Origin of the sequence: Duganella callida, assembly GCF_004614165.1 — a bacterium.
Taxonomy (GTDB): domain Bacteria; phylum Pseudomonadota; class Gammaproteobacteria; order Burkholderiales; family Burkholderiaceae_D; genus Rugamonas; species Rugamonas callida.
The window spans coordinates 40,800-60,816 of sequence record NZ_SPVG01000237.1; the positions used below are offsets into that span (position 1 = coordinate 40,800).

Annotated in this window: 12 protein-coding genes and 1 pseudogene; 6 read left to right on the top strand and 7 right to left on the bottom strand. The window is 64.1% G+C overall.

The window, feature by feature from the left end:
- The first annotated feature begins 98 nt into the window (after positions 1-98).
- Positions 99-1,550: a putative bifunctional diguanylate cyclase/phosphodiesterase gene (locus tag E4L98_RS23925; RefSeq protein ID WP_135204039.1), complete on the top strand. Its 1,452-nt coding sequence runs from the start codon at positions 99-101 to the stop codon at positions 1,548-1,550.
- On the opposite strand, the gene E4L98_RS23930 is transcribed toward E4L98_RS23925, so the two are convergent.
- From E4L98_RS23930 to E4L98_RS30165, 3 genes are read right to left on the bottom strand one after another with little or no spacing between them, the layout of a single operon-like run.
- The gene (locus tag E4L98_RS23930) at positions 1,540-4,863 is read right to left on the bottom strand and encodes an alpha/beta hydrolase-fold protein (protein WP_135204040.1); all 3,324 of its coding nucleotides are present in this window, start codon (positions 4,861-4,863) and stop codon (positions 1,540-1,542) included. The genes E4L98_RS23925 and E4L98_RS23930 overlap by 11 nt on opposite strands.
- Positions 4,860-6,716: a glycoside hydrolase family 13 protein gene (locus E4L98_RS23935; protein WP_135204041.1), complete on the bottom strand. Its 1,857-nt coding sequence runs from the start codon at positions 6,714-6,716 to the stop codon at positions 4,860-4,862. Before E4L98_RS23935 ends, E4L98_RS23930 begins: the two co-directional genes overlap by 4 nt.
- A 35-nt stretch (positions 6,717-6,751) precedes the next feature.
- The gene (locus E4L98_RS30165; RefSeq protein WP_167761430.1) at positions 6,752-6,892 is read right to left on the bottom strand and encodes a hypothetical protein; all 141 of its coding nucleotides are present in this window, start codon (positions 6,890-6,892) and stop codon (positions 6,752-6,754) included.
- Between the two features lie 342 nt (positions 6,893-7,234).
- Here E4L98_RS30165 and E4L98_RS23940 point away from each other — a divergent pair, with 342 nt between their 5' ends.
- Positions 7,235-9,988 (top strand): TonB-dependent receptor, encoded by a 2,754-nt coding sequence (locus tag E4L98_RS23940; protein WP_135204042.1) that lies wholly within the window; start codon positions 7,235-7,237, stop codon positions 9,986-9,988.
- A gap of 43 nt (positions 9,989-10,031) precedes the next feature.
- On the opposite strand, the pseudogene E4L98_RS31340 reads toward E4L98_RS23940, so the two are convergent.
- The 3 genes and pseudogenes from E4L98_RS31340 to E4L98_RS23955 all read right to left on the bottom strand — a co-directional run.
- Positions 10,032-10,187, bottom strand: a pseudogene (locus tag E4L98_RS31340) (DUF4351 domain-containing protein); the annotation flags it as partial.
- 12 nt (positions 10,188-10,199) lie between these two features.
- Positions 10,200-10,634: a hypothetical protein gene (locus E4L98_RS23950; protein ID WP_135204043.1), complete on the bottom strand. Its 435-nt coding sequence runs from the start codon at positions 10,632-10,634 to the stop codon at positions 10,200-10,202.
- 120 nt (positions 10,635-10,754) lie between these two features.
- Positions 10,755-11,405, bottom strand: coding sequence for a glutathione S-transferase family protein (locus tag E4L98_RS23955; protein ID WP_135204044.1), 651 nt, complete (start codon positions 11,403-11,405; stop codon positions 10,755-10,757).
- A 143-nt stretch (positions 11,406-11,548) separates the two neighbouring features.
- On the opposite strand from E4L98_RS23955, the gene E4L98_RS23960 reads away from it, so the two are divergent.
- Positions 11,549-12,112 carry a TetR/AcrR family transcriptional regulator gene (locus E4L98_RS23960; protein ID WP_135204045.1) on the top strand — a complete coding sequence of 188 codons (564 nt, stop codon included), beginning with the start codon at positions 11,549-11,551 and terminating at the stop codon, positions 12,110-12,112.
- Between the two features lie 69 nt (positions 12,113-12,181).
- On the opposite strand, the gene E4L98_RS23965 is transcribed toward E4L98_RS23960, so the two are convergent.
- Positions 12,182-14,008: a M2 family metallopeptidase gene (locus tag E4L98_RS23965; RefSeq protein ID WP_135204046.1), complete on the bottom strand. Its 1,827-nt coding sequence runs from the start codon at positions 14,006-14,008 to the stop codon at positions 12,182-12,184.
- Positions 14,009-14,151: 143 nt separating this feature from the next.
- On the opposite strand from E4L98_RS23965, the gene E4L98_RS23970 reads away from it, so the two are divergent.
- Genes E4L98_RS23970 through E4L98_RS23980 form a run of 3 tightly spaced genes read left to right on the top strand, consistent with a single transcriptional unit; the run spans position 14,152 to position 20,007 of the window.
- The gene (locus tag E4L98_RS23970; RefSeq protein WP_167761431.1) at positions 14,152-17,124 is read left to right on the top strand and encodes a sensor histidine kinase; all 2,973 of its coding nucleotides are present in this window, start codon (positions 14,152-14,154) and stop codon (positions 17,122-17,124) included.
- Between the two features lie 49 nt (positions 17,125-17,173).
- Positions 17,174-18,361 (top strand): sensor histidine kinase, encoded by a 1,188-nt coding sequence (locus tag E4L98_RS23975; protein ID WP_135204048.1) that lies wholly within the window; start codon positions 17,174-17,176, stop codon positions 18,359-18,361.
- A gap of 11 nt (positions 18,362-18,372) precedes the next feature.
- Positions 18,373-20,007, top strand: coding sequence for an ATP-binding domain-containing protein (locus E4L98_RS23980; RefSeq protein WP_135204049.1), 1,635 nt, complete (start codon positions 18,373-18,375; stop codon positions 20,005-20,007).
- Positions 20,008-20,017: the final 10 nt, after the last annotated feature.

A 20,017-nucleotide genomic window follows, 5' to 3' on the forward strand; every position in this document is an offset into this window, starting at 1 on the left:
AGACCGTTTTGACGCTCATCAATAGTGAGCGGGAACGGTCTGTTTTGTTGCCGGTTCTCCCCTATCATTTGCTCTTCCGCACCGAAGGAGGGAAGAGCATGGACAGCTTGTTGCCCGCGCTGATAGGCGTCGCGCCCTGCCTGCTGGCGCTGTGGTACGGCGAGTGGCAGGCGCGTACCTTGCGCCAGCGCTGCGCGCAACTGCAGACGGCGCTGGCGGAACAGCGCGACAACGAAGTGCGGCTGAATTTTATCGCCCACCACGATGCGCTGACCGGGCTGCCGAACCGGCTGCAGTTCCAGTTGCAGCTGGAGCACGGCGTGGCGTACGCGCGCCGTCATGGCAGCCGGCTGGCGGTGCTGTTTGTCGATATCGATCACTTCAAATCGATCAACGACACGCTGGGCCACGATGCCGGCGACCAGGTGCTGGTGCAGTTCGGCCAGCGCCTGCGCCAGTGCGTGCGCGAGGTGGACACGGTGGCGCGCCAGGGCGGCGACGAATTCATCGTGCTGCTGACCGAGCTGCACAACAGCGCCGACGCGCAGCAGGTGGCGGACAAGATCATGAAGGCGATCGGCGAGCCGTTCCTGATCCACGGCGAACCGCTGGAAGTGGGCGCCAGCATCGGCGTCTCGGTGTATCCCGACGATGATGAAGATCTCGAAACCCTGATCGAAAAGGCCGACCTGGCGATGTACGCGGTCAAGCAGCGCGGCAAGGGCGCCAGCCTGCGCTTCCTGCCCACCATGCAGGCCAAGGCGTACTCGCGGCTGATCCTCGAGACGGCGCTGCGTCACGCGCTGGAACATGACGAATTCATCCTGACTTATCAGCCCAAGCTGGATCTGCGCCAGCAGCGCATCACCGGCGTCAAGGCGCTGCTGCGCTGGAAGCACCCGGAACTGGGGCTGGTGATGCCGCTGGACTTCCTGCCGGTGCTGGAACAGAGCACGCTGATCCTGCCGGTCGGCGCGTGGGTGATGTCGACCGCCGCCGCGCAGGCGCGCTACTGGATGGCGCTGGGGCATCCGCTGATCGTGTCGGTGCATCTGTCGCCGCGCCAGTTTTTCCAGAAGGACGTGGCGCAGGTGTTCGCCGCGATCCTGGAGCAGGCCGGCGTGCCGGGACGCCATATCGAGCTGGAAGTCACCGAGGCCATGCTGATCGATAAGACCCAGAACGTGGAAGAGATACTCAACCAGTTCAAGCAGATGGGGATGCGCATCGCGATCAGCGATTTCGGCACCGGTTACGCGTCGCTCAACTATCTGCGGCGCTTCCCGGTGGACGTGGTGAAGATCGACAAGGCGTTCGTCGACGATCTGCAGCGTGGCGGCGCCATGGTGCGCTCCATCATCGAGATGGCGCATGGACTGAACATGAAGGTGATCGCCGCCGGGGTGGAGACCGGCGAGCAGCTGGCGCAGTTGTCGGCGCTGGGTTGCGACGAGGCGTTCGGCTTCTGCCTCAGCGCGGCGGTGTCGCCGGAGGAAGTGGAGGCGCTGCTGGCCAACCGCCAGCAGCGCACCGCGGCTTTCAGTGACTGAAGAACCACTCCAGCGGCAGGTGCGCGCGCGCGGCCCACGATTTCTCGTTGTGGCTGCCGCCCGCCGCTTCGTGGTAGTACAGATCCTCGCCGAGCCTGAAGCCTTGCGCCAGCAGGGCGTCGCGCATCTTGCGGGTATCTTCCAGACCGTCGTTGTCGGTGCCGGCGTCGATGTACAAGCTGACCGGCAGGTGCGCCGGCGGCTGTTTGATGAACATCTGCTCGTTCCACCAGAAGGAACTCGATACGCCGCCGGCCTTGGAGAACACCTGCGGGTATTTCTGCGCCATGTAGACCGAGGCGATGCCGCCCAGCGATGAACCCATCACCGCGGTGTGGTCGCGCTCCGGCAGCGTGCGCAGGTTGGCGTCGGCCCAGGGCTTGACGGTATCGACGATGAAGGCGGCGTAGGCATCGAGCTTGCCGCCGCCGTATTTCGGGTCGCAGCAGGGCGTGTATTCGGCGATGCGCTGTTCGCCGGCGTTGTCGATACCGACCACGATGGCGGGCGCGATGGCGCCGGCGGCGATCAGTTTGTCCATGGCGGCGTTGATGTCCCATGCCACGCCGTAGGCGGCGCTGCGGGCGTCGAACAGGTTTTGACCGTCGTGCATGTACAGCACCGGATAGCGCTGTCGCGGATTGGTGTCATAACCGGGCGGGAGGTAGATGCGCAGCTTGCGGCTGTTGCCGAGTTGTGGCGAGGCGAAGTTGTCGACGATGCGCAGCGTGCCGCTGGCGATCGCGGTGGCCGGGGCATCGCTCCCGGGCAGCGGCATGATGCGCACGCCGTGGATGTCGAATTTGTTCGATGGCCCCTGCACACCGCCCGCATCGCTGTAGCTGGTGTTGGAGCGCATGTAGCTCATGTTGTAGAAGTCGCTGAGCTCCAGGCGGTAGCTGCCGGTCTTCAGCTTGGCGCGCAGTGGCGTCGAGTAGACCGGTCCGGCATCGGCGGGGGAGTGCGGCAGTTGCAGCACGCCGTTGGCGACGATATTGCCGGTGGCGTCTTTCAGCGCGGCCCATTTCACGCCGCCGCTGATGCCCAGGTTGATCTGGTGCGCCAGGTTGCGGTATCGGATCTGCACTGCGTAACCGCCATTGCGGTCCACCTTGAAGTCCTGCGTGAAGACGTCGGACGGGGCGCCCCAGCCGGGGCTGGAGACGGCGATTTCCTCACCGCTGTTCAGGCATACCGGCATGCTGTGGTGACTGCGGTTGCCGGAGCGGGCGTACACCGCTTCCACCGCGTAGCACAGATTGCCGTCGGCGCCAGCGTGGCGGTCGGACCAGGTGCCGGTCGTGATGCGGGCGCCGGTCAGCACGCCGTTGCGGTAGATGTTGTAGTAGACCCCGGCGCCGGGGGCGCGACCCGCATCGCCCGCGCCGACCTGCTCACCGCCGGCCGCGATCTGCAGCGTTGGATAGCCATAGGCGCCGCGCGCCGCGCTGGCGATGCGCGGCTCGGCCGGAGCGTAGACGGCGGCATCCCGCACCAGCGGTTTGGCGGTGACGCTGCGCTTGTCCTGCTGGCCCGGCAGCAGTTTGCCGAGACGGATTTCAATCACGTTGTCATCGTTCAGCGCGTCCCAGCTCATTGTCGCGCCGGCCGGCCTGCCGTTCAGCGTAACGCCATCGACCGCGTAATAGCCATCGCCTGTGGTGGCGGCGGGCAGCGTCACCCGCACTTGCAGGCGCTTGTCGCGCAGGGTCAGGTCGTTGAGCGTGATGGCGTCGCTGCCGGCGAAGGTTTCGCGGCGCAATCTGGCGGTGATGAAGGGACGCAGCGCGATACCATCATTGGTGGTCTGCACGCCGAACACGCTGCCCACCACCATGCCAAGATATCCGCCGACGGACCACAGCTGGCGGCGCGAGTTGACCACCGGGCCACTCAGCTTGCCGTCATCCAGCATCGGCTGGCCGGACAGCCACTCCAGGTTCTCCATATTGGACAGGTTGGTGGCCGCGCCGCGCATCAGCGTGGCGTAGGCCGCATCGGCCACCGCGACGTTGGCGCCGATGGCCGCCGCCTTCAGGCCGAACGCGGTGACGAACGGCCACATCGCGCGGTTGTGGTAGACGGCGGTATCGGCCTGCTGCGGCCAGATCACCGGCGCACCGAGCGGACCATGCGGATAGTGCGCCAGGATGCTCTGCGTCTGCCGCTGGTCGGCGATGCCGGTGACGATGGCCAGCGACTGGCCCAGCCAGTCGTACTTGTACTCGGCCGCGCCGTCGAAATGGCCGGCGGTGACGCTGCTGTACATGCCGCTGTCGGTCTGCCAGAAGCGCCGGTTGATGGCGGCCTTGAGATCGGCCGCCCAGCCGGCGTAGCGCTGCGCCAGCGCGGCCTCGCCTTGTTCGCGCGCCAGCTGCGCGGCCAGCGTCAGCGCCTTGTAGTGGGCGGCGTTGGTGGACAGCGCTTTGGAGGTGGCCATGTACGCCAGCTGGCCCGGCATCCACGCCGCGTAGCTCTGTTCGCGCCAGTCGAGGAAGGATTCTTCGCCCCGGTACAAACCGTCGGCCGCGTCCCAGATGGCGATGCGGTCGTTTTCCAGCGTGTTCGACAGGGCGCGCAGGGTTTTCTGCGCGAAGGCCTGGCGCGCTGCGGACGGCAGTGCCTTCAGTGCTTCGTCCGCGCCGAAGGCCCAGGTGACGCGGTCGGTGCTGACCGGCCAGCTGCCGCCGCTGCCGGTGTCCTGTACGATTTGCAGGCCATCCGCGCTGCCCATCACGTTGGCGCCGGGCTGGATGCCGTCGCGGTAGCCGGAGAGTTTGAACTCCAGCGAATTGCGCACGCGCTGCGGATCGAGCATGCCGAGGCTCAGCGAGGCGGCGTATGACAGGTCGCGGGTCCAGACGTAGTGCCACAGTTCACCCGTCTCGAAACACTCGCAGGGGATGGGCTTGCCGCCGTTGTAGCTGCCGTCGCGGATTTCGCTGACGGCATCCTGTTTCATCTCGCTGCCCGCCAGCGCGAACAGCGCGTCGAAGGCGAGGTTGCCGCTGCGGACAGTCGGCAGGCCGGACGATTCGAGGTAGCTGATTTCCTGCTTGCCGCGCTTGTCTCCTTCGGCGCGCACGCGCAGCGTGGTCGATTGGGTGTAGCTGCGCAGCTTCGCGGTGGCGTCGGGCGTGGTGTAGCTGACGGTTTCCTTGTTGCCGTCCCAGGTCGGATAACTGGCGCTGGCGCTTGCCGCCTGCGCGCCGAGGGCGGGAATGGCCAGCAGCGCGGCGCACAGGGCGCGGCGGGCGGGAGGTGAAGGGTGACGGTCGGCGCGGCGCGGCGCGTGCGCGGTCGGGTGCTTCATGGTTCGATCTCCAGTATCAGCGCGGACCGCGCCGGCAGTTTGACTTGGCCGTCCAGCGAAATACGCTGTCCGGTGATGACATCCACGCCCGCGTGCACGCCTTCCAGCATTTCGTGGAAGCGCGCGGTCGGCAGCACGGTGTCGGTGGTGTTTTTGTTCAGGGCTACCATCACCTTTTTGCCGCCGCCGTAGCGGAAGTAGACGTAGGTGTTTTGTTCCGGCCCGTAGTGCATCAGTCTACCGTTATGGATGACGGTTGCGGTTTTGCGCCAGTTGAGCAGCTTGCGGATGTACGCCTGCGCGTCGGCCTGCCTCGGCGTCAGGCCGGCGCCGGTGAAGGCGTTGACCTTGTCGCCGGCCCAGCCGCCGGGGAAGTCGCGGCGGTACGAGGCATCGTCGCGACCCTTGATGGTGCTGGTCATCTGGATCTCCGTGCCGGCGTAGAACTGCGGGATGCGCGGCAGTGTCGCCACCACCGCCATCGCCATGCGGAACAGGCCCTGGTCTTCTTCCAGGGCGCTGTAGATGCGCGACAGATCGTGGTTGCCCTCGAACAGAACCAGGTTGCCGGGATTGGGGTAGAGGTAATCCTGCGACAGCGTTTCGTACAGCGTCACCAGTCCGGCGTCCGTGGCGTCTGGCGCCACCAGTGCGCGGCGCAGGGCGTCGTTGAGCGGGAAGTCCATCATGCTCGGCATGTGCGAGACATAGCCATCGGTGTTGCGCTTGCCCTCCTGCCAGTGCGCCACCACCGGAATCAGCGGACTCCATTCTTCGCCAACCAGGTTCAGTTTCGGATATTCCGCCATCAGCGCGCCCGACCAGCGCGTGAGGAAGTCGTTGTTGGAATAGCCGTAGGTGTCCACGCGCAGGCCGGACAGGCCGGCGTATTCTATCCACCAGACGTTGTTTTGAATCAGGTAGGTGGCGACGAAGGGATTGGCCTGGTTCAGGTCCGGCATGCCCTGCGCGAACCAGCCGGCGGTGAAGTTGCGCTTGTCCTCTTGCGCTGCGTATGGATCCTGCACGGCCACCCGGTGATGCTGGGTCGGCACGAACTTGCCCTGGTAGCTCAGCCAGTCCGGCATCGGCATGTCCTGCATCCACCAATGGTGGCTGCCGATGTGGTTGAGCACCACGTCCTGGATCACGCCGATATGCTTTTCGCGCGCCTGCGCCACCAACTGGCGATAGGCGGCGTTGCTGCCGTAGCGCGGGTCGACGCGGTAGTGGTCGGTGGTGGCGTAGCCATGATAGGAACCGCGCGGCGAATTCGATTCCAGCAGCGGCGTAGGCCACAACATGGTGAAACCCATGGATGCCACGTAGTCGAGGTGATCGGCGATGCCCTGCAGGTCGCCGCCGTGACGGCCCGAAGCTGCGGCGCGGTCGGCCTGTTCCGCCATGCCGCCGACGTTGTCGTTGGCCGGATCGCCGTTGGCGTAGCGGTCGGGCATGACCTGGTAGATGGCGTCGCTGCTGTTGAAACCGGCGCGTTGGGCGGAGCCGGGCGCGCGGGCCAGCAGCTCGTAGCCGTAGTGCAGGACGGTTTGGCCGTTGCGCTGGAACGCGAGGTCAAGCTTGCCCGGCCGGGTGTCGGCCGCGATATCGAGGTCGATGAACAGGTAGTTGCGGTTGGCGACGCGCGTGACGCTGGCGACGCGCACGCCGGGGTAGGCCAGCACCGGCTCCAGGTCGGCGATCCGCGTGCCGTGCACCATCAGCTGCAGTCCGCGATGGTGCATGCCGGCCCACCACATCGGCGGGTCCATGTGATCGATGCGGTAGTCGGCGGCGCCGGCCAGCGTGGGTAGCAGGGCGGCGAGCAGCGCCGCGACGGCGGTGTGATTCATGTGGTCTCCAAGTCAGGTAGTCGTACTACACCGTTTTATTTTTCTTGATGGTCGGCGTAGAGCTTTGATTTTGCGAGAGAATACTCTGAAATGCCCGTTGCATCAAACCCGGCTGGCGGCTTGAAATTTAGTTGAAATACAGCGGCATTGTCATTTTCCTTCAAAATCAGTTTCATACCAGAAAGTCCTTGCTCTGTGCGGCCCCGCGGACGCCGGATGGATGCCGGACCGCTACATAAATTAGCGGTTTTTACGGCAAAACTGTAGTTCTACTACACTTCCTCCATCACCTTGATGTAGCCGAAATACAACGAGAACGCACTTATCGTAGAGAGAGGCGCGCTCTCGGCATGTAGTTATACGTAGTGGCGGGGAAGTTTGATTGACACACAATCTAGTTTTAGTACAAAATTCTTTCTAGAACGTCTTTAGAACGTTGTAATCCTTGGATCCCGCGGCGCCCAGATGAGGTTGTGCTGATAGCGGGACTTATATTTGTGTCATGAGAGGGGACATTAATGAATATCTTCGCCAGCAAGCGCAGCCACACTGCGTTCCCGTTAAAGCCGGTTGCCGCCGGTTGCGCCCTGTTGGTCGCCGCCGCCGCCGTGCCTGCGTTCGCGCAAACCAGCGCCGACGCGCCAGCCGCCGCTGATGAGCCGAAAGTCATGTCCGTGACCGTGGCCGGTATCCGCCGCGGCATCGAGGATGCGATCTCGGTGAAAAAAGACGCCACCTCCATCGTCGAAGCGATTTCGGCGGAGGATATCGGCAAGCTGCCGGACGTGTCGATCGCCGAATCGATCGCCCGTCTGCCAGGTCTGGCCGCCCAGCGCGTGGCCGGCCGCGCGCAAGTGATTTCGATCCGCGGCCTGTCGCCGGACTTTTCCACCACCCTGCTGAACGGCCGCGAGCAAGTCTCGACCGGCGACAACCGCAGCGTCGAATTCGACCAGTATCCATCGGAACTGATCGGCGCCGTGACCGTGTACAAAACCCCGGACGCCGGCCTGGTGGGCCAGGGCCTGTCGGGCACCATCGACCTGCAGACCGTGCGTCCGCTGGCCTTCAGCGGCCGCACCGTGGCGCTGAACGCGCGCGGTGAAAAGAATTCGCTGGGCAAGATCGGCAATGCCAAGGACACCGGCAACCGCTTCAGCGCCAGCTATATCGACCAGTTCGCCAATCGCACCATCGGTATCGCGCTGGGCTACGCCCACCTGGAAACCCCGGTGCTGGACAATGAAACCGGCCTGTACGAGCCATGGAAGCGCGACGACCGCGCCGGCCTGCCGAGCGGCACCTTCGCTTCGGACGGCATCAAGGCCGTGGCCAAGAGCGGCCGCAACGAGCGCGATGGTCTGATGGGCGTGCTGCAATACCGTCCGAACAAGCAGTGGACCAGCACCTTCGACGTGTACGCTTCGCGCTTCAAGGATGAGGAAACCGCGAACCAGATCGAAATCAACCTGAGCGGCTGGAACGGCGGCAACAAGCCTGATCCGATCTACAATCCGGTGACGGTGGTCGGCGGCACCATCGCCGGCGGCACCGCCAACAATATCTACCCGCTGGTGCGCGGCATGTACAACAAGCGCAAGGATGATATCCGCGCTGCCGGCTGGAGCAACGAGATCAAGCTGGACGGCTGGTCGCTGTTCACCGACCTGAACTACTCGAAAGCCAAGCGCTCCGAGCTGAGCCTGGAAAACAATCTGCAGATGAGCAACGCCGCCGGCGCGCCCTTCCTGGATTACGTCAAGCTGGGCTATGGCAATGGCGGCTTCTCGCAGCTGACCCCGGGCCTGGACTACAACAACCGCGACGCCCTGTACGTGACCAACACCATCTACGGTTCCGGTTACGGCAAGACGCCGAGCGTGGAAGATGAGCTGAAGGGCGCGAAGATCACCGCCAACATCCCGTCCTCGGGCATGCTGGAAAAGGCGTTCTCGAGCTTCGATATCGGCGCCAACTACAGCGACCGCAGCAAGAACAAGCACCAGCCTGAAGGCAACATCAACCTGAAAGGTGCGCCGACCCTGATTTCGTCCGACCTGTTCTACCAGTCGGCCAATCTGGGCTTCGCCGGCGCCGGCTACATTCCAACCTGGAACGTGCCAGCGGTGGTGAACAAGTACATGGTGTTCGAGCCGACCGATACCCAGGGCTACCTGATTGCCAAGACCTGGGAAGTCAGCGAGAAGATCGCTACCGCGTTTGCCAAGGCCAACATCGAAGCGGAGCTGGGCAGCGACGTCAGCCTGCGCGGTAACGTCGGCGTGCAGGTGCAGCGCACCGACCAGTCGTCGGCATCGCGCTGGTACGACAACACCACCGGCGCCATCAAGCCGGTCAACGACGGCAAGAAGTACACCGACGTGTTGCCAAGCATGAACCTGGCGTTCGGCTTCGACAACCAGCAGACCGTGCGTGTGGCGCTGGCCAAGCAGTTGGCGCGTCCGCGTGTGGACCAGTTGCGTTCGGCGCTGGACTTCGGCATCGACACCACCAAGCGCGAGCCGGGCGGCAGCGGCGGCAACGCCCGTCTGGACCCATGGCGCGCCAAGGCCTTCGACATCTCGTACGAGAAATACTTCGACAAGAAGGCATACTTTGCGATTGCAGGTTTCTACAAAAAGCTGGATACCTACATCTTCACCCAGACGCAGTCGTATGACTTCAGCGCTTACGTCCCGCCGGGTTCGGTCGGCAGCGCCGCCAGTTTCCCGCTGCACACCACCATCGGTAACTACACCGCGCCATACAACGGCAACGGCGGCAACCTGAAGGGTGTGGAATTGTCGGCATCGCTGCCGCTGAACATGGTCAGCAAGGTACTGGATGGTTTCGGCGTGAGCGGCAGCACCACTTACACCGACAGCAAGATCACCATCGAAGATCCGAGCGGCAGCATTGGACAGAACATCCCGCTGCCTGGCCTGTCCAAGCGCGTGAGCAACTTCACCGCTTACTATGAGAAGGCTGGTTTCGAGGCGCGCGTGAGCCAGCGTCGTCGTTCGAACTTCGTGGGCGAGATCGGCAACTTCTCCAACGACCGCGCACTGCGTTATGTCGTCGGCGAAAACATCATCGACCTGCAGCTGGGTTACACCTTCGAGAATGGTCCGATGAAGGGTCTGGGCTTCCTGGTGCAGGTGAACAACCTGCGCAACGCCGCCTACGAAACTTACAACGGCGACCGTTCGCAGCAGCTGGAATACCAGAAGTACGGTCGCACCGTGCTGGCGGGCGTGAACTACAAGTTCTAAGCGTTAAGGCTTGAAAGGAAAGGCGTCCCGCGGGACGCCTTTTTTATTTGAACATCTGCGTCAGCGATTGCGCTTCGGGCAGGGCATCGCTCCAGCGTTCGAGCTGTGCCAGTCTGGCTTTGGCCAGTTTGTCGTGGGCGGTTTTCGACAGCGGCCCGAAACGACGTGTGAGCTGCCGTTCCAGCAGCGTTAACGCGCCTTCCCTCCGGCCTTACTGCAAGCCGCGCTTCAAGCCCTGTTCCAAGCCCTGTTCCAATCCTTGCTCCCAACCCTCTTTCAAACCCTTCTTCAGGCCTTTCTGCCATCCCTCATCGATAAACGATTGTTCCGGCGGGCTGATCCATTCCATATTGCGCTCCTTCTCCAGCTTGAGGACGTCCCGCCAGTAACGCCGCTGATGGGGCTCAGGCAGGGCCATCATCCAGTTGATCACTTTGAACATAACGATTGTGCGCTCTTTATGCCCGCCGCGTTGATACAGTAATTCGGTCAGTTGCCGCTTCGCAGCGTAGAGCCGATCAGCAGCATGCCTGGCCCGCTGTGTGCGCAGGTGGGCCAACGTGAGCAAGGCAAATGGATTTTGCGAGGCAATCGACCTGAGTGTAAAGTGCTGGGAAGAACAGCGATATAAATGCCCGGAAAGCATGCGTCAATGCCGTTTTCCAAGGAGAATCGTAGTGGGCGGGTTGGGCGGTTCTTGGCATCCGCCCAGTGTCAGCCATGTTTTGTCAGGCCATATTGCGCCAGGACAGAGGTGCCAAGCGCTTTATTGCCCGCTGCGGTTTTTCACGCTCGGGCGTTCGGCGACTTTTGCCTGCCAGGCTTTCAGCGCCGGGTAGTCGTCGGTGACGCCGATGTTGATGAAGGCCGCGTGCAACAGCGCGCAGTAGACGGTGATGTCGGCCATCGAGAAGCTGTCGCCGGCGATGTAGGGCGTCCTGGCCAGCACGCCGTCGAAGTAGCGCATGCCGTTGGTGAATTTTTCCAGCTGCCGCTCGCCCCATTCCTTGCGGCCCGCCCATTCGGGACTCTTGTACGCCTGCAGCGTGGCGCCCAGGCCCGGTGTGGCATAGTGGAAGTAGATGCCGATGCCATCGATCATCCAGTCGTCGGCGCGCTTCTGCATCATGTGGACCAGGGCTTTTTCGCGCGGCGTGCTGCCGGTCAGGGTCGGCGCGCCATCCAGATTGTCGAGGTATTCGGTGATGGCGACGCATTCGGCGATGTGGGTGCCATCGTCCAGCTCCAGCACCGGCACCACGCCGCTCGGGTTCTTCGCCAAAAACGCCGCTTGCTTGTGCTCCGCCGCGATCAGGTCGACGGGAACGAATTCGAACCGTTGCTCCAGTCCCTTTTCGGCCAGGACGATGCGGATGCGGGCGGGATTGGGAAAACCTGGGGTGTCGTAAATCTTCATATGTAGCCTTGGAAAATTCTACCTCTCGGTAGATAGATTAAAATGGCCGATAGTCAGACGTTTCCGGATTTATCTATCTATCGGTAGATAGATAATATGTCTGGAGGATTTGCCGCGTCAAGTAAAAATTTTGAGGAGCCGGGATGGCAAGCGATAAGAAGCAGGAAGTGATGATGGCCGCCAGGCTGATGGTGCAGGCGCAGGGCTACAACGCCTTGAGCTTCCGCGATCTGGCGGAAGCCGTGGGCGTGAAGAGTTCCAGCATCCATTACTATTTTCCGACCAAGGGTGACCTGGGCGCGGCGCTGGCGCGCCAGTACACGGACGAATTCATGGAATACCTGAACGGCCTGCTGGAGCAGGGCGTCGACTGGCGCGACTGCGTGGCGAAGTATGCGGACGTGTTTCGCGATACGCTGCTGCGTGAGAACCGCATGTGCATGGCAGGCATCATGGCGGCCGAGCGTCCCGGTTTGGCGCCGGAAGTGCGGGCCGAGGTGGAGCGCTTCACCGGGCAGATCGTCGGCTGGCTGGCGCGTGTGCTGTCCCTCGGCAAGCCGAAGATGGAGGCGGAGGCAGTGCAAGGATGGGCGTTTGCCGTATTTTCGGCAATCGAAGGCGCCCAACTGGTGGCGCGCGGCTGCGATGATGTGGGGGTGTTCGACAGCACCCTGGCCGCGTACCGGGCGGCGGGCCTGCTGCCCTGATTGGCACCCTGATTGGGGACAGACCACGATTTCGCAATAAATTGCAAAATCGTGGTCTGTCCCCGGGGGTTATTTCTTCTCGGCGGCGGCGAACGCGGCGTTCTGCTGGTCCAGCCACGTCTTCAGCGGCGCGAAGTATTCGAGCAGCGCGTTGCCGTCGATCTTGTCTTCGCCGGAGATGGCTTTCAAGGCTTCCGGCCACGGCTTGCTGGTGCCCATCTCCAGCATCTGCTGCAGCTTGGCGCCGGCCTTGGCGTTGCCGTAGATCGAGCAGCGGTGCAGCGGACCGGTGTAGCCGGCTTCGCGGCACAGCGCGCGGTGGAACTGGAATTGCAGCATGTCGGCCAGGAAGTAGCGCGCGTACGGCACGTCGGCCGCCACATGGTATTTCGCGCCGGCGTCGAAGCCGCCGCTGTCCACCGGACCCGGACGCTTCACGCCCATATACTGCTCGCGCAGCGCCCACCAGGCCTTGTCGTAATCGGCCGGCTTGGTCTTGCCGGCGTAGACGTCCCAGCGCCATTTATCCACGGTGTACGAGAACGGCAGGATGGCGACCTTGCTCAGCGCGCGTTCCAGCAGCTGGCCGATGTCGGCATCCTTCTCCGGTTCCTGCTCCATCAGGCCGACCTTCTTCAGGTAGTCGGGCGTGATCGACAGCGCGATGGTGTCGCCGATGGCTTCATGGAAGCCGTCGTTGGCGCCGTTGTGGAACAGGAAGGCCGGCTGCTTGCTGTAGGCCAGGTCGTAGTAGATGTGCCCCAGCTCATGGTGGATCACGGTGAAGTCCTCGGCGGTCGGCGTGATGCACATCTTGATGCGCACATCTTCCTTCTCGTCGATGGTCCAGGCGGAGGCGTGACACACCACGTCGCGGTCGCGCGGCTTGGTCAGCAGCGAGCGTTCCCAGAACGATGCCGGCAGCTGGCGCATGCCCAGCGAGGTGTAGAAACGCTCGGCGTATTGCGTCATCTGTTTGGCGTCGGTCTTGCGTTGTTCCAGCACTTTGGTCAGGTCGAAGGCGCTGGCGCCGCTGGCCGGCTTCAGGAGCGGATACAGGTTGTTCCAGTTCTGCGCCCACATATTGCCGAACAGGTGGGACGGGATCGGGCCGGTCAGCGGCACCACGTCCGGACCGTAGGTCTGGCGCAGCTTGTAGCGGGTGTAGGTGTGCAGCGATTCGTACAGCGGCTTGACTTGCTGCCACAGGCGTTCCATCTCGGCGGCGAAAGCGTCCGGCGGCATGTCGTACAGCGAGCGCCACATGGCGCCGGTGTCGGCGAAGCCCATCTGCTTCGCGCCCTTGTTGGACAGTTCGACGTATTCGGCGTACTTCTGCTTGTACGCCGGCGACTGTGCGTGCCAGCCCAGCCACATCTCTTTCAGCTTGGCCTCGTCGCGCGAGTTGGCCAGGACTTTTTCCATCTCGCCCAGCGCCAGGCACTGGTCGGAACCGTCGGCCTTCTTGCTGCAGTATTTGGCCTTGCCGTAGGCGCCGTTCATGGCCGCCTGCAGGGTGGCGTACTGTTCGCGTTCCTTCGGATCGGCGAATACCAGCGACAGCTGCAGCAGCTTGAGTTTGCGCGCGTCGTCGGCCGACAGTTTCAGGCCGTTGTAGCGGCGCGCCTTCAGCGCCAGTTCGCCGGTGGCGTCCAGATAGCGCTCGGCGAAGAAGGAGGCGATGGCTTCCGTGTCGTCGGTGATGAAGTTGGAGCCCACCCAGCCGGCGCGGGCGCTGTCGGTATTCAGCTTGTACAGGCGGGCGTCGGCGTCGGCCAGGAATTTTTCGGCCTCGGCGACGGTGGGTTTGGCGACAGGGGCGGCCAGCGCGGTGGCACTGGAGGCTGCGAGGGCGGTGGCCAGCAGCGTGCTGATAATTTTTGGTGTCACAGACATCTCCCTTGGTGGACTTGGTCTTCTCATCGAACCGGGTGGGCCGATGGCCGACAATGATACAGTGAGTTTTCGGCTAAGATTGAAGTTTTACTTTGACCGTAAGCCTTATGCCGTTCGCAACGCGACTGATAGTTTGTTTCCTGATGTTTGTTGGCGTGCTGTCGTCGCAGGCGCAATCCGCGGAAGCGGAAAAGATCCCCTGGCATCACACCAGCTACCTCGCCAAGGACGGCGCGCCATCGTACGTGACCTCGCTGGCGCAAACGCCGGACGGCTGGCTGTGGGTGGCTTCCTCCACCGGTCTGTATCGCTTTGACGGCGTGCGCTTCGAGCTGTTCGGGGCCGGCGTCGACCAGCTGTTGTACACCGACATCAGCGCGCTGAGGGCGCTGCCGGACGGCTCGCTGTGGGCGGGCTACCGGTACGGCGGCGCCACCTTGTTGCGCCAGGGGCACGTGGTGCGCCACTATCCGGCGCAGAAGGGTGGCCTGAACGGCACCACCTGGGATTTCGTCCGCGACCCTTGCGGTCAATTGTGGGCCGCCACCGCGCGCGGCCTGTTCCTGCTGAAGCAGGACGGCTTCCATGCCGCGCCGGCGGCACTGGGCGCGCCGCCGGCCGTGATCCGCATGCAGATCGACCGCAACGGCGGTTTCTGGCTGCGCAGTCCGGACAGTATCCTGCTGCGCGCCGCCGGCGCGGACAGCTTCAAGCCGGTGCCGGGGACGTGGGGCTGGGGAGGACTGGCAGAAGCGCCTGACGGCGGCATCTGGGCCAACGACCATATGGCGGGCGGCGCGCATCTGCTGCTGGCGCCGGCACGGGGAGGGGCTGCGCAGCAATGGCGTCCGGCGCCTGGGCCGTCGGGCCAGATGGCTTTTGATCGCGCCGGGCGCATGTGGAACTTGCGCGGCGACGGCGTGGAGATGGCCGGCGCCGGCGACGTCCCGTCGCGGCAGCTCAGTTTCCAGCGCGGCTTGAGTGGCGAAACCGGCACCGCCATTCTGGCTGATCGCGAGGGCAACATCTGGGTCGGCACCAACGGTGGTCTCGATCGCTTCCGCGAGAACAAGCTGACCCAGTACCCGGCCTTGAGCACACAGGGGGAAGCGCTGCCGCTCGCCGTGGGCAAGAATGGGGAGATATGGAGTGAGCTTCAGGTGATCGACGGCCCCGACGTGCCTCCGGTGGTCTACGATCGCGCCACGCCGACGCCGACCAGTTTCTCCACCGCCGAATTTGTCGACCGTGATGGCCGGCTCTGGATGCATACGTTCGATAATCTGGTGCGTATCGAACGGAGCGGGCGAGGCTTCACGCGCACCGTGATCCCACCGCCTGATGATGAAGCCTCAAAAAAAGCCGGCGTGGCGCCGGGACCGGCGCTGGGCATGGACAGCGATGGCGGGCTGTGGGCGGTGTTTCATTCCTCTCCATATCGCCTGAAGGACGGCAAATGGACGCTCAACGGCGGCATCGATCAGTTGCCGAAAATCGGCTACACCACCATGTACACGGCACCCGACGGGGTGCTATGGGTGGGCACCCGCAAGAATCTCATCTTTTCACTGACCGGCCGCACGCTGCGCCAGTTCGACGAGAAGGACGGCATTTCGCTGGGGGCGGTCAGCCAGTTTTTCTGGGACGGCAAAACCCTGTGGGCCGGCGGTAACAACGGCCTGGCTTTCCTGGCCGGCGGCCGTTTCCACAAGGTCGTCGGGCATGGCGGCGAGCCGTTCCAGGCCACCTCCGGCATCGCCCAGTCGGACGATGGCGACCTTTGGCTGAACAGCGGTTCCGGCGTGTTCCGCATTCCGTACAAGGAGCACCGGCAGCTGTTGAAAGATGCCGGCTACCGTGTGCAGTATGCGACGCTGAATCATGAAGACGGCTTGCGTGGTGCGGCGCCGCAATTCGGCGGCTCGCGCAACATCGTCTTCGCGCGCGGCAGAATCTGGGTGACGACCACCGTCGGCGTCTTCTGGTTCGACCCGAAACACCCGCTGCACAACCGCCTTGCGCCGCCCGTGGCGATACGCGGCCTGAGCGCGAATGATCAGGAGTACGGCGCCACCGCCGGCCTGACGCTGCCCAAGGGCACCAGCCGGATCCGCATCGATTACACGGCGCTGAGTCTGACCATGCCCGACCGGATGCAATTCCGTTACCGGCTGGACGGCGTCGACGCGGAATGGCAGCAGGTGACCAACCAGCGCGCGGCGTTTTACACCGGCCTGGGGCCGGGCCGGTATCGCTTTCAGGTGCAGGCCTCGAACAACGACGGCGTCTGGAACGATGCCGGCGCCACCCTGGATTTCGACATCGCGCCCAAACTGGTGCAGACCTGGTGGTTCAAGGCCGCGATCGTGGCGCTGCTGCTGCTGATGCTTTGGCTGGCGCACCGTCTGCGCCTGCTGCACGCCACCCGGCAGGCACGGGCGAAGTTCGAAGAACGGCTCGATGAGCGCGAGCGCATTGCGCGCGACCTGCACGACACGCTGCTGCAATCGGTGCAGGGCATGGTTCTGGTGGTGAACAATGCCGCCCAGCGCCTGTCGTCGCAGGCGGAAAAGGACGACATAGAGCGCGCGCTGGTGCATGCCGATGCCGCCATCCAGGAAGGCCGCGACCGGGTGCAGGCGCTGCGTCTGGAGGACGATCCCGGCGAATTGTTCGACACCCTGGTGCAGCTGGGCGCGCAGCGCCTGCAGGGCCATGGCTGCGAATTTGTGCCGACCCTGGTAGGCAAACCGCGCCTGCTGCATCCCATCGTCGCCGAAGAATGCAGCGCGATCGGCCGGGAAGCGCTGGCCAACGCCTTCCGCCACGCCCGGGCCACGCGGGTGACGCTGGAGGTGGCGTACGGCGCCGCCGGACTGCGCATCGCCATCCGCGACAACGGCTGCGGCATTCCGGCCGATGTGCTGGCCGCGGGTGGCCGCGAACGGCACTGGGGCCTGAAGGGCATGAAGGAACGCGCGGCGAAGATCCAGGCGGCGCTGGATTGCCGTTCCAGCGCGGACGGGGGGACGCACTGGCAGCTGTCGCTGCCGGCGCGGCTGGCTTACGCCGATCACGCGGGCGACAGCCGGTGGCGGCGCTTCCTGTTCGGTTAGGGCGCAACTTGCGGTAGACTAGGTAAAAACTGCCGATCGCGAGGATGAAATGCAACTGACGCTGGACGAGGACATCGCCGCGATCGAAAAGATCAGCGCCGTGCCGACCATACTGCAAGCGGTGTCCGAGCTGACCGGCCTGCGCTTCGTGTGCATCGCCCGCGTGACAGCCGATACCTGGCACTCCTGCGCGGTGCTGGACAAGCTGAATTTCGGCCTCAAGGTCGGCGACGCGCTGGACGTGAGCTCCACGCTGTGCGAGGAAGTCCGCGACAACAACGCGGCCATCATCATCGATTCGGTGCGCGACAGCACGCAATACTGCGATCACCACACGCCGCGCATCTACGGCTTTCAGAGCTATTTCTCGATTCCGTTGTACCGGCCGGGCGGAGAGTACTTCGGCACATTGTGCGGCCTCGACCCGGACAAGGCCGAACTGACGCGCAGCGCCACCAGCAACACCCTGACGCTGTTCGCGGAACTGATCAGCCGTCAGCTGGCTGGCCAGGAGGCGCTGCGCGACCAGGCGGAAACCGCCAGGCTGCGCGAGCAGTTCATCGCCATGCTCGGCCACGATATCCGCACGCCACTCAGCACCATGACCAATGGCGTCGAGATCCTGCGGCTGAAGGCGCCGGCGTCGCTGACACCGCTGCTGGACTTGATGTACAGAAGCGGGCAGCGCATCGCCGCGCTGGTCGACGACGTCACGGATTTTACGCGCGGACGCATGGGCGGCGGCATCGCGCTGGCGCTGCGCCGCGAAGACAAGCTGGAACTGCTGCTGAAGCAGGCCATCGACGAGTTGCGCAGCGTGCATCCGGGCCGGCAGATCATCGAGGAGATGCCGGACGACCTGGAGCTGTTGTGCGACGCGCCACGCCTGGTGCAGTTATTATCCAATCTGCTCAAGAACGCCATTGTGCACGGCAGTGCCAGCGCGCCGGTGCGGGTGCGCGTCACCCAGGGCGGCGGCATGTTCGAGCTGGCGGTGAGCAACAGCGGCCCGGCGATCCCGGCGGAAATCCAATCGCAGCTGTTCCAGCCGTTCTGGCGGTCGGCCACGGAGCAGGGCGGCCAGGGATTGGGCCTGGGCCTGTTCATCGCTTCGGAAATCGCTGTCTCGCATGGCGGCACGCTGGAGGTGGCGTCGTCCGATGCGGCCACCACGTTTACTTATCGTTCGCGCAGCGCCGGTCTTGCTTCATGCGGGGCGGATGCGCTGCCACTCTAAAGATTGGACTCATGGCTTATCTTCACCCTTCCGGCTGGCGGGAGATGTCCGCCACCGGCACCGCGGCGCGCGAGATCGAAACGCTGGCCTACTTAAGCGCCACACTGGCCGAGGCGCCTTACCACATCTACCACGGCGTCCACTGGACCAATGTCGAAAACGGCTTCTCCGTGTTCGACGAAATCGACTTCGTGATTGTCGCGCCCAACGGCCGCGTGCTGCTGATCGAGCAGAAGTCCGGCTTTCTCAACGAGACTCCGGATGGCCTGGTGCGCAACTACGCCGGCAAGCCGGTCAAGGTGGCCAACCACATCCTGCGCTCGATCCGCGGACTGACCGAACGCTTCGGCGGCGAGCTGTCGATCGACTACCTGCTGTACTGCCCCGACTACATCGTGCGCGACCCGCACCTGGCCGGCATCGACCCGCGCCACATCATCGACGCCACCAGCAAATACCGGCTGGCCGAGATCATCCGCGACATCCTGCCGATTGCCGATACCAAGCCGGACGAGCAGTTCAACAAGGTGACGCGCTTCCTCGGCAACATGCTGAGCTTGCGTCCCGACCCCAGCTCGATGATCGGCAACGCGGCGCAGATGGTGGCGCGGCTGTCCGGCGGCCTGGCGACATGGGCGCGGCGGCTGGAATTTTCGCCGTTCCGCCTGCGCGTGATCGGCACCGCCGGCAGCGGCAAGACGCAACTGGCGCTGGCCGAGTACACGGCCGCCATCGAAGCGGGTCTGAGTCCGCTGTACGTCTGCTACAACCGGCCGTTGGCCGACCACATCGGACGCCTGGTGCCGCCGGGCGGCCGGGTCACCAGCTTCCACATGCTGAGCGACGTCTACGCGCGCCAGCGCGGACAGACGCCCAACTACGGCGCGCCGGACGTGTGGGAAAGGATCGAAGCGCAGATGAGCAGCGCACCGTTGCCGGACGACTGGACATGCGACGTGCTGATCGTCGATGAAGGCCAGGACTTTTCCGAAGTCTGGCGCGACATCCTGCTGCGCATGCTGAAGCCTGACGGGCGCGCGATCTGGCTGGAAGACCCGAACCAGAACCTGTACGGCCGCGAAAGCGTCGCGCTGCCGGGCTGGGTCACACTGCATTCGGACACCAACTACCGCAGTCCGCGCCAGATCGTCAGCATGCTGGCCGCGATCGGCGCCACGCAGACGCCGGTGGAAGCGGGTAGCCCGTTCAAGGGCGCCGACATCGAGGAACTGGTGTACCCGCAGGGCGACGACGAAGCCATGCTGGCGCAGACGCGGCGCGCGGTGACGCTGTGCCTGGGCGCCGGCTTCGCGCGGCAGGACATCGCCATCGCCTCGTTCCGCGGGCGCGAAAAGTCGGTGATCCTGCACCTGGACCAACTGAGCGACGTACACACGCTGAAATCGTTCACCGGCGAGTACGACCTGTTCGGCAACCCGCAGTACCGCGACGGCGGACTGCTGGCGGAATCGGTCTACCGCTTCAAGGGCCAAAGCGCCCCGGCCGTGATCTTCACCGAAATCGACTTCGAAGCAATGAGCCCGCTGGTGCTGCGCAAACTCTTTGTCGGCATGACGCGCGCGCGCCTCAAGCTGGTACTGGTGCTCAGCGACCGCGCCGAACAGCAACTGCTCGACCGCATCTGAAGATCGGGGT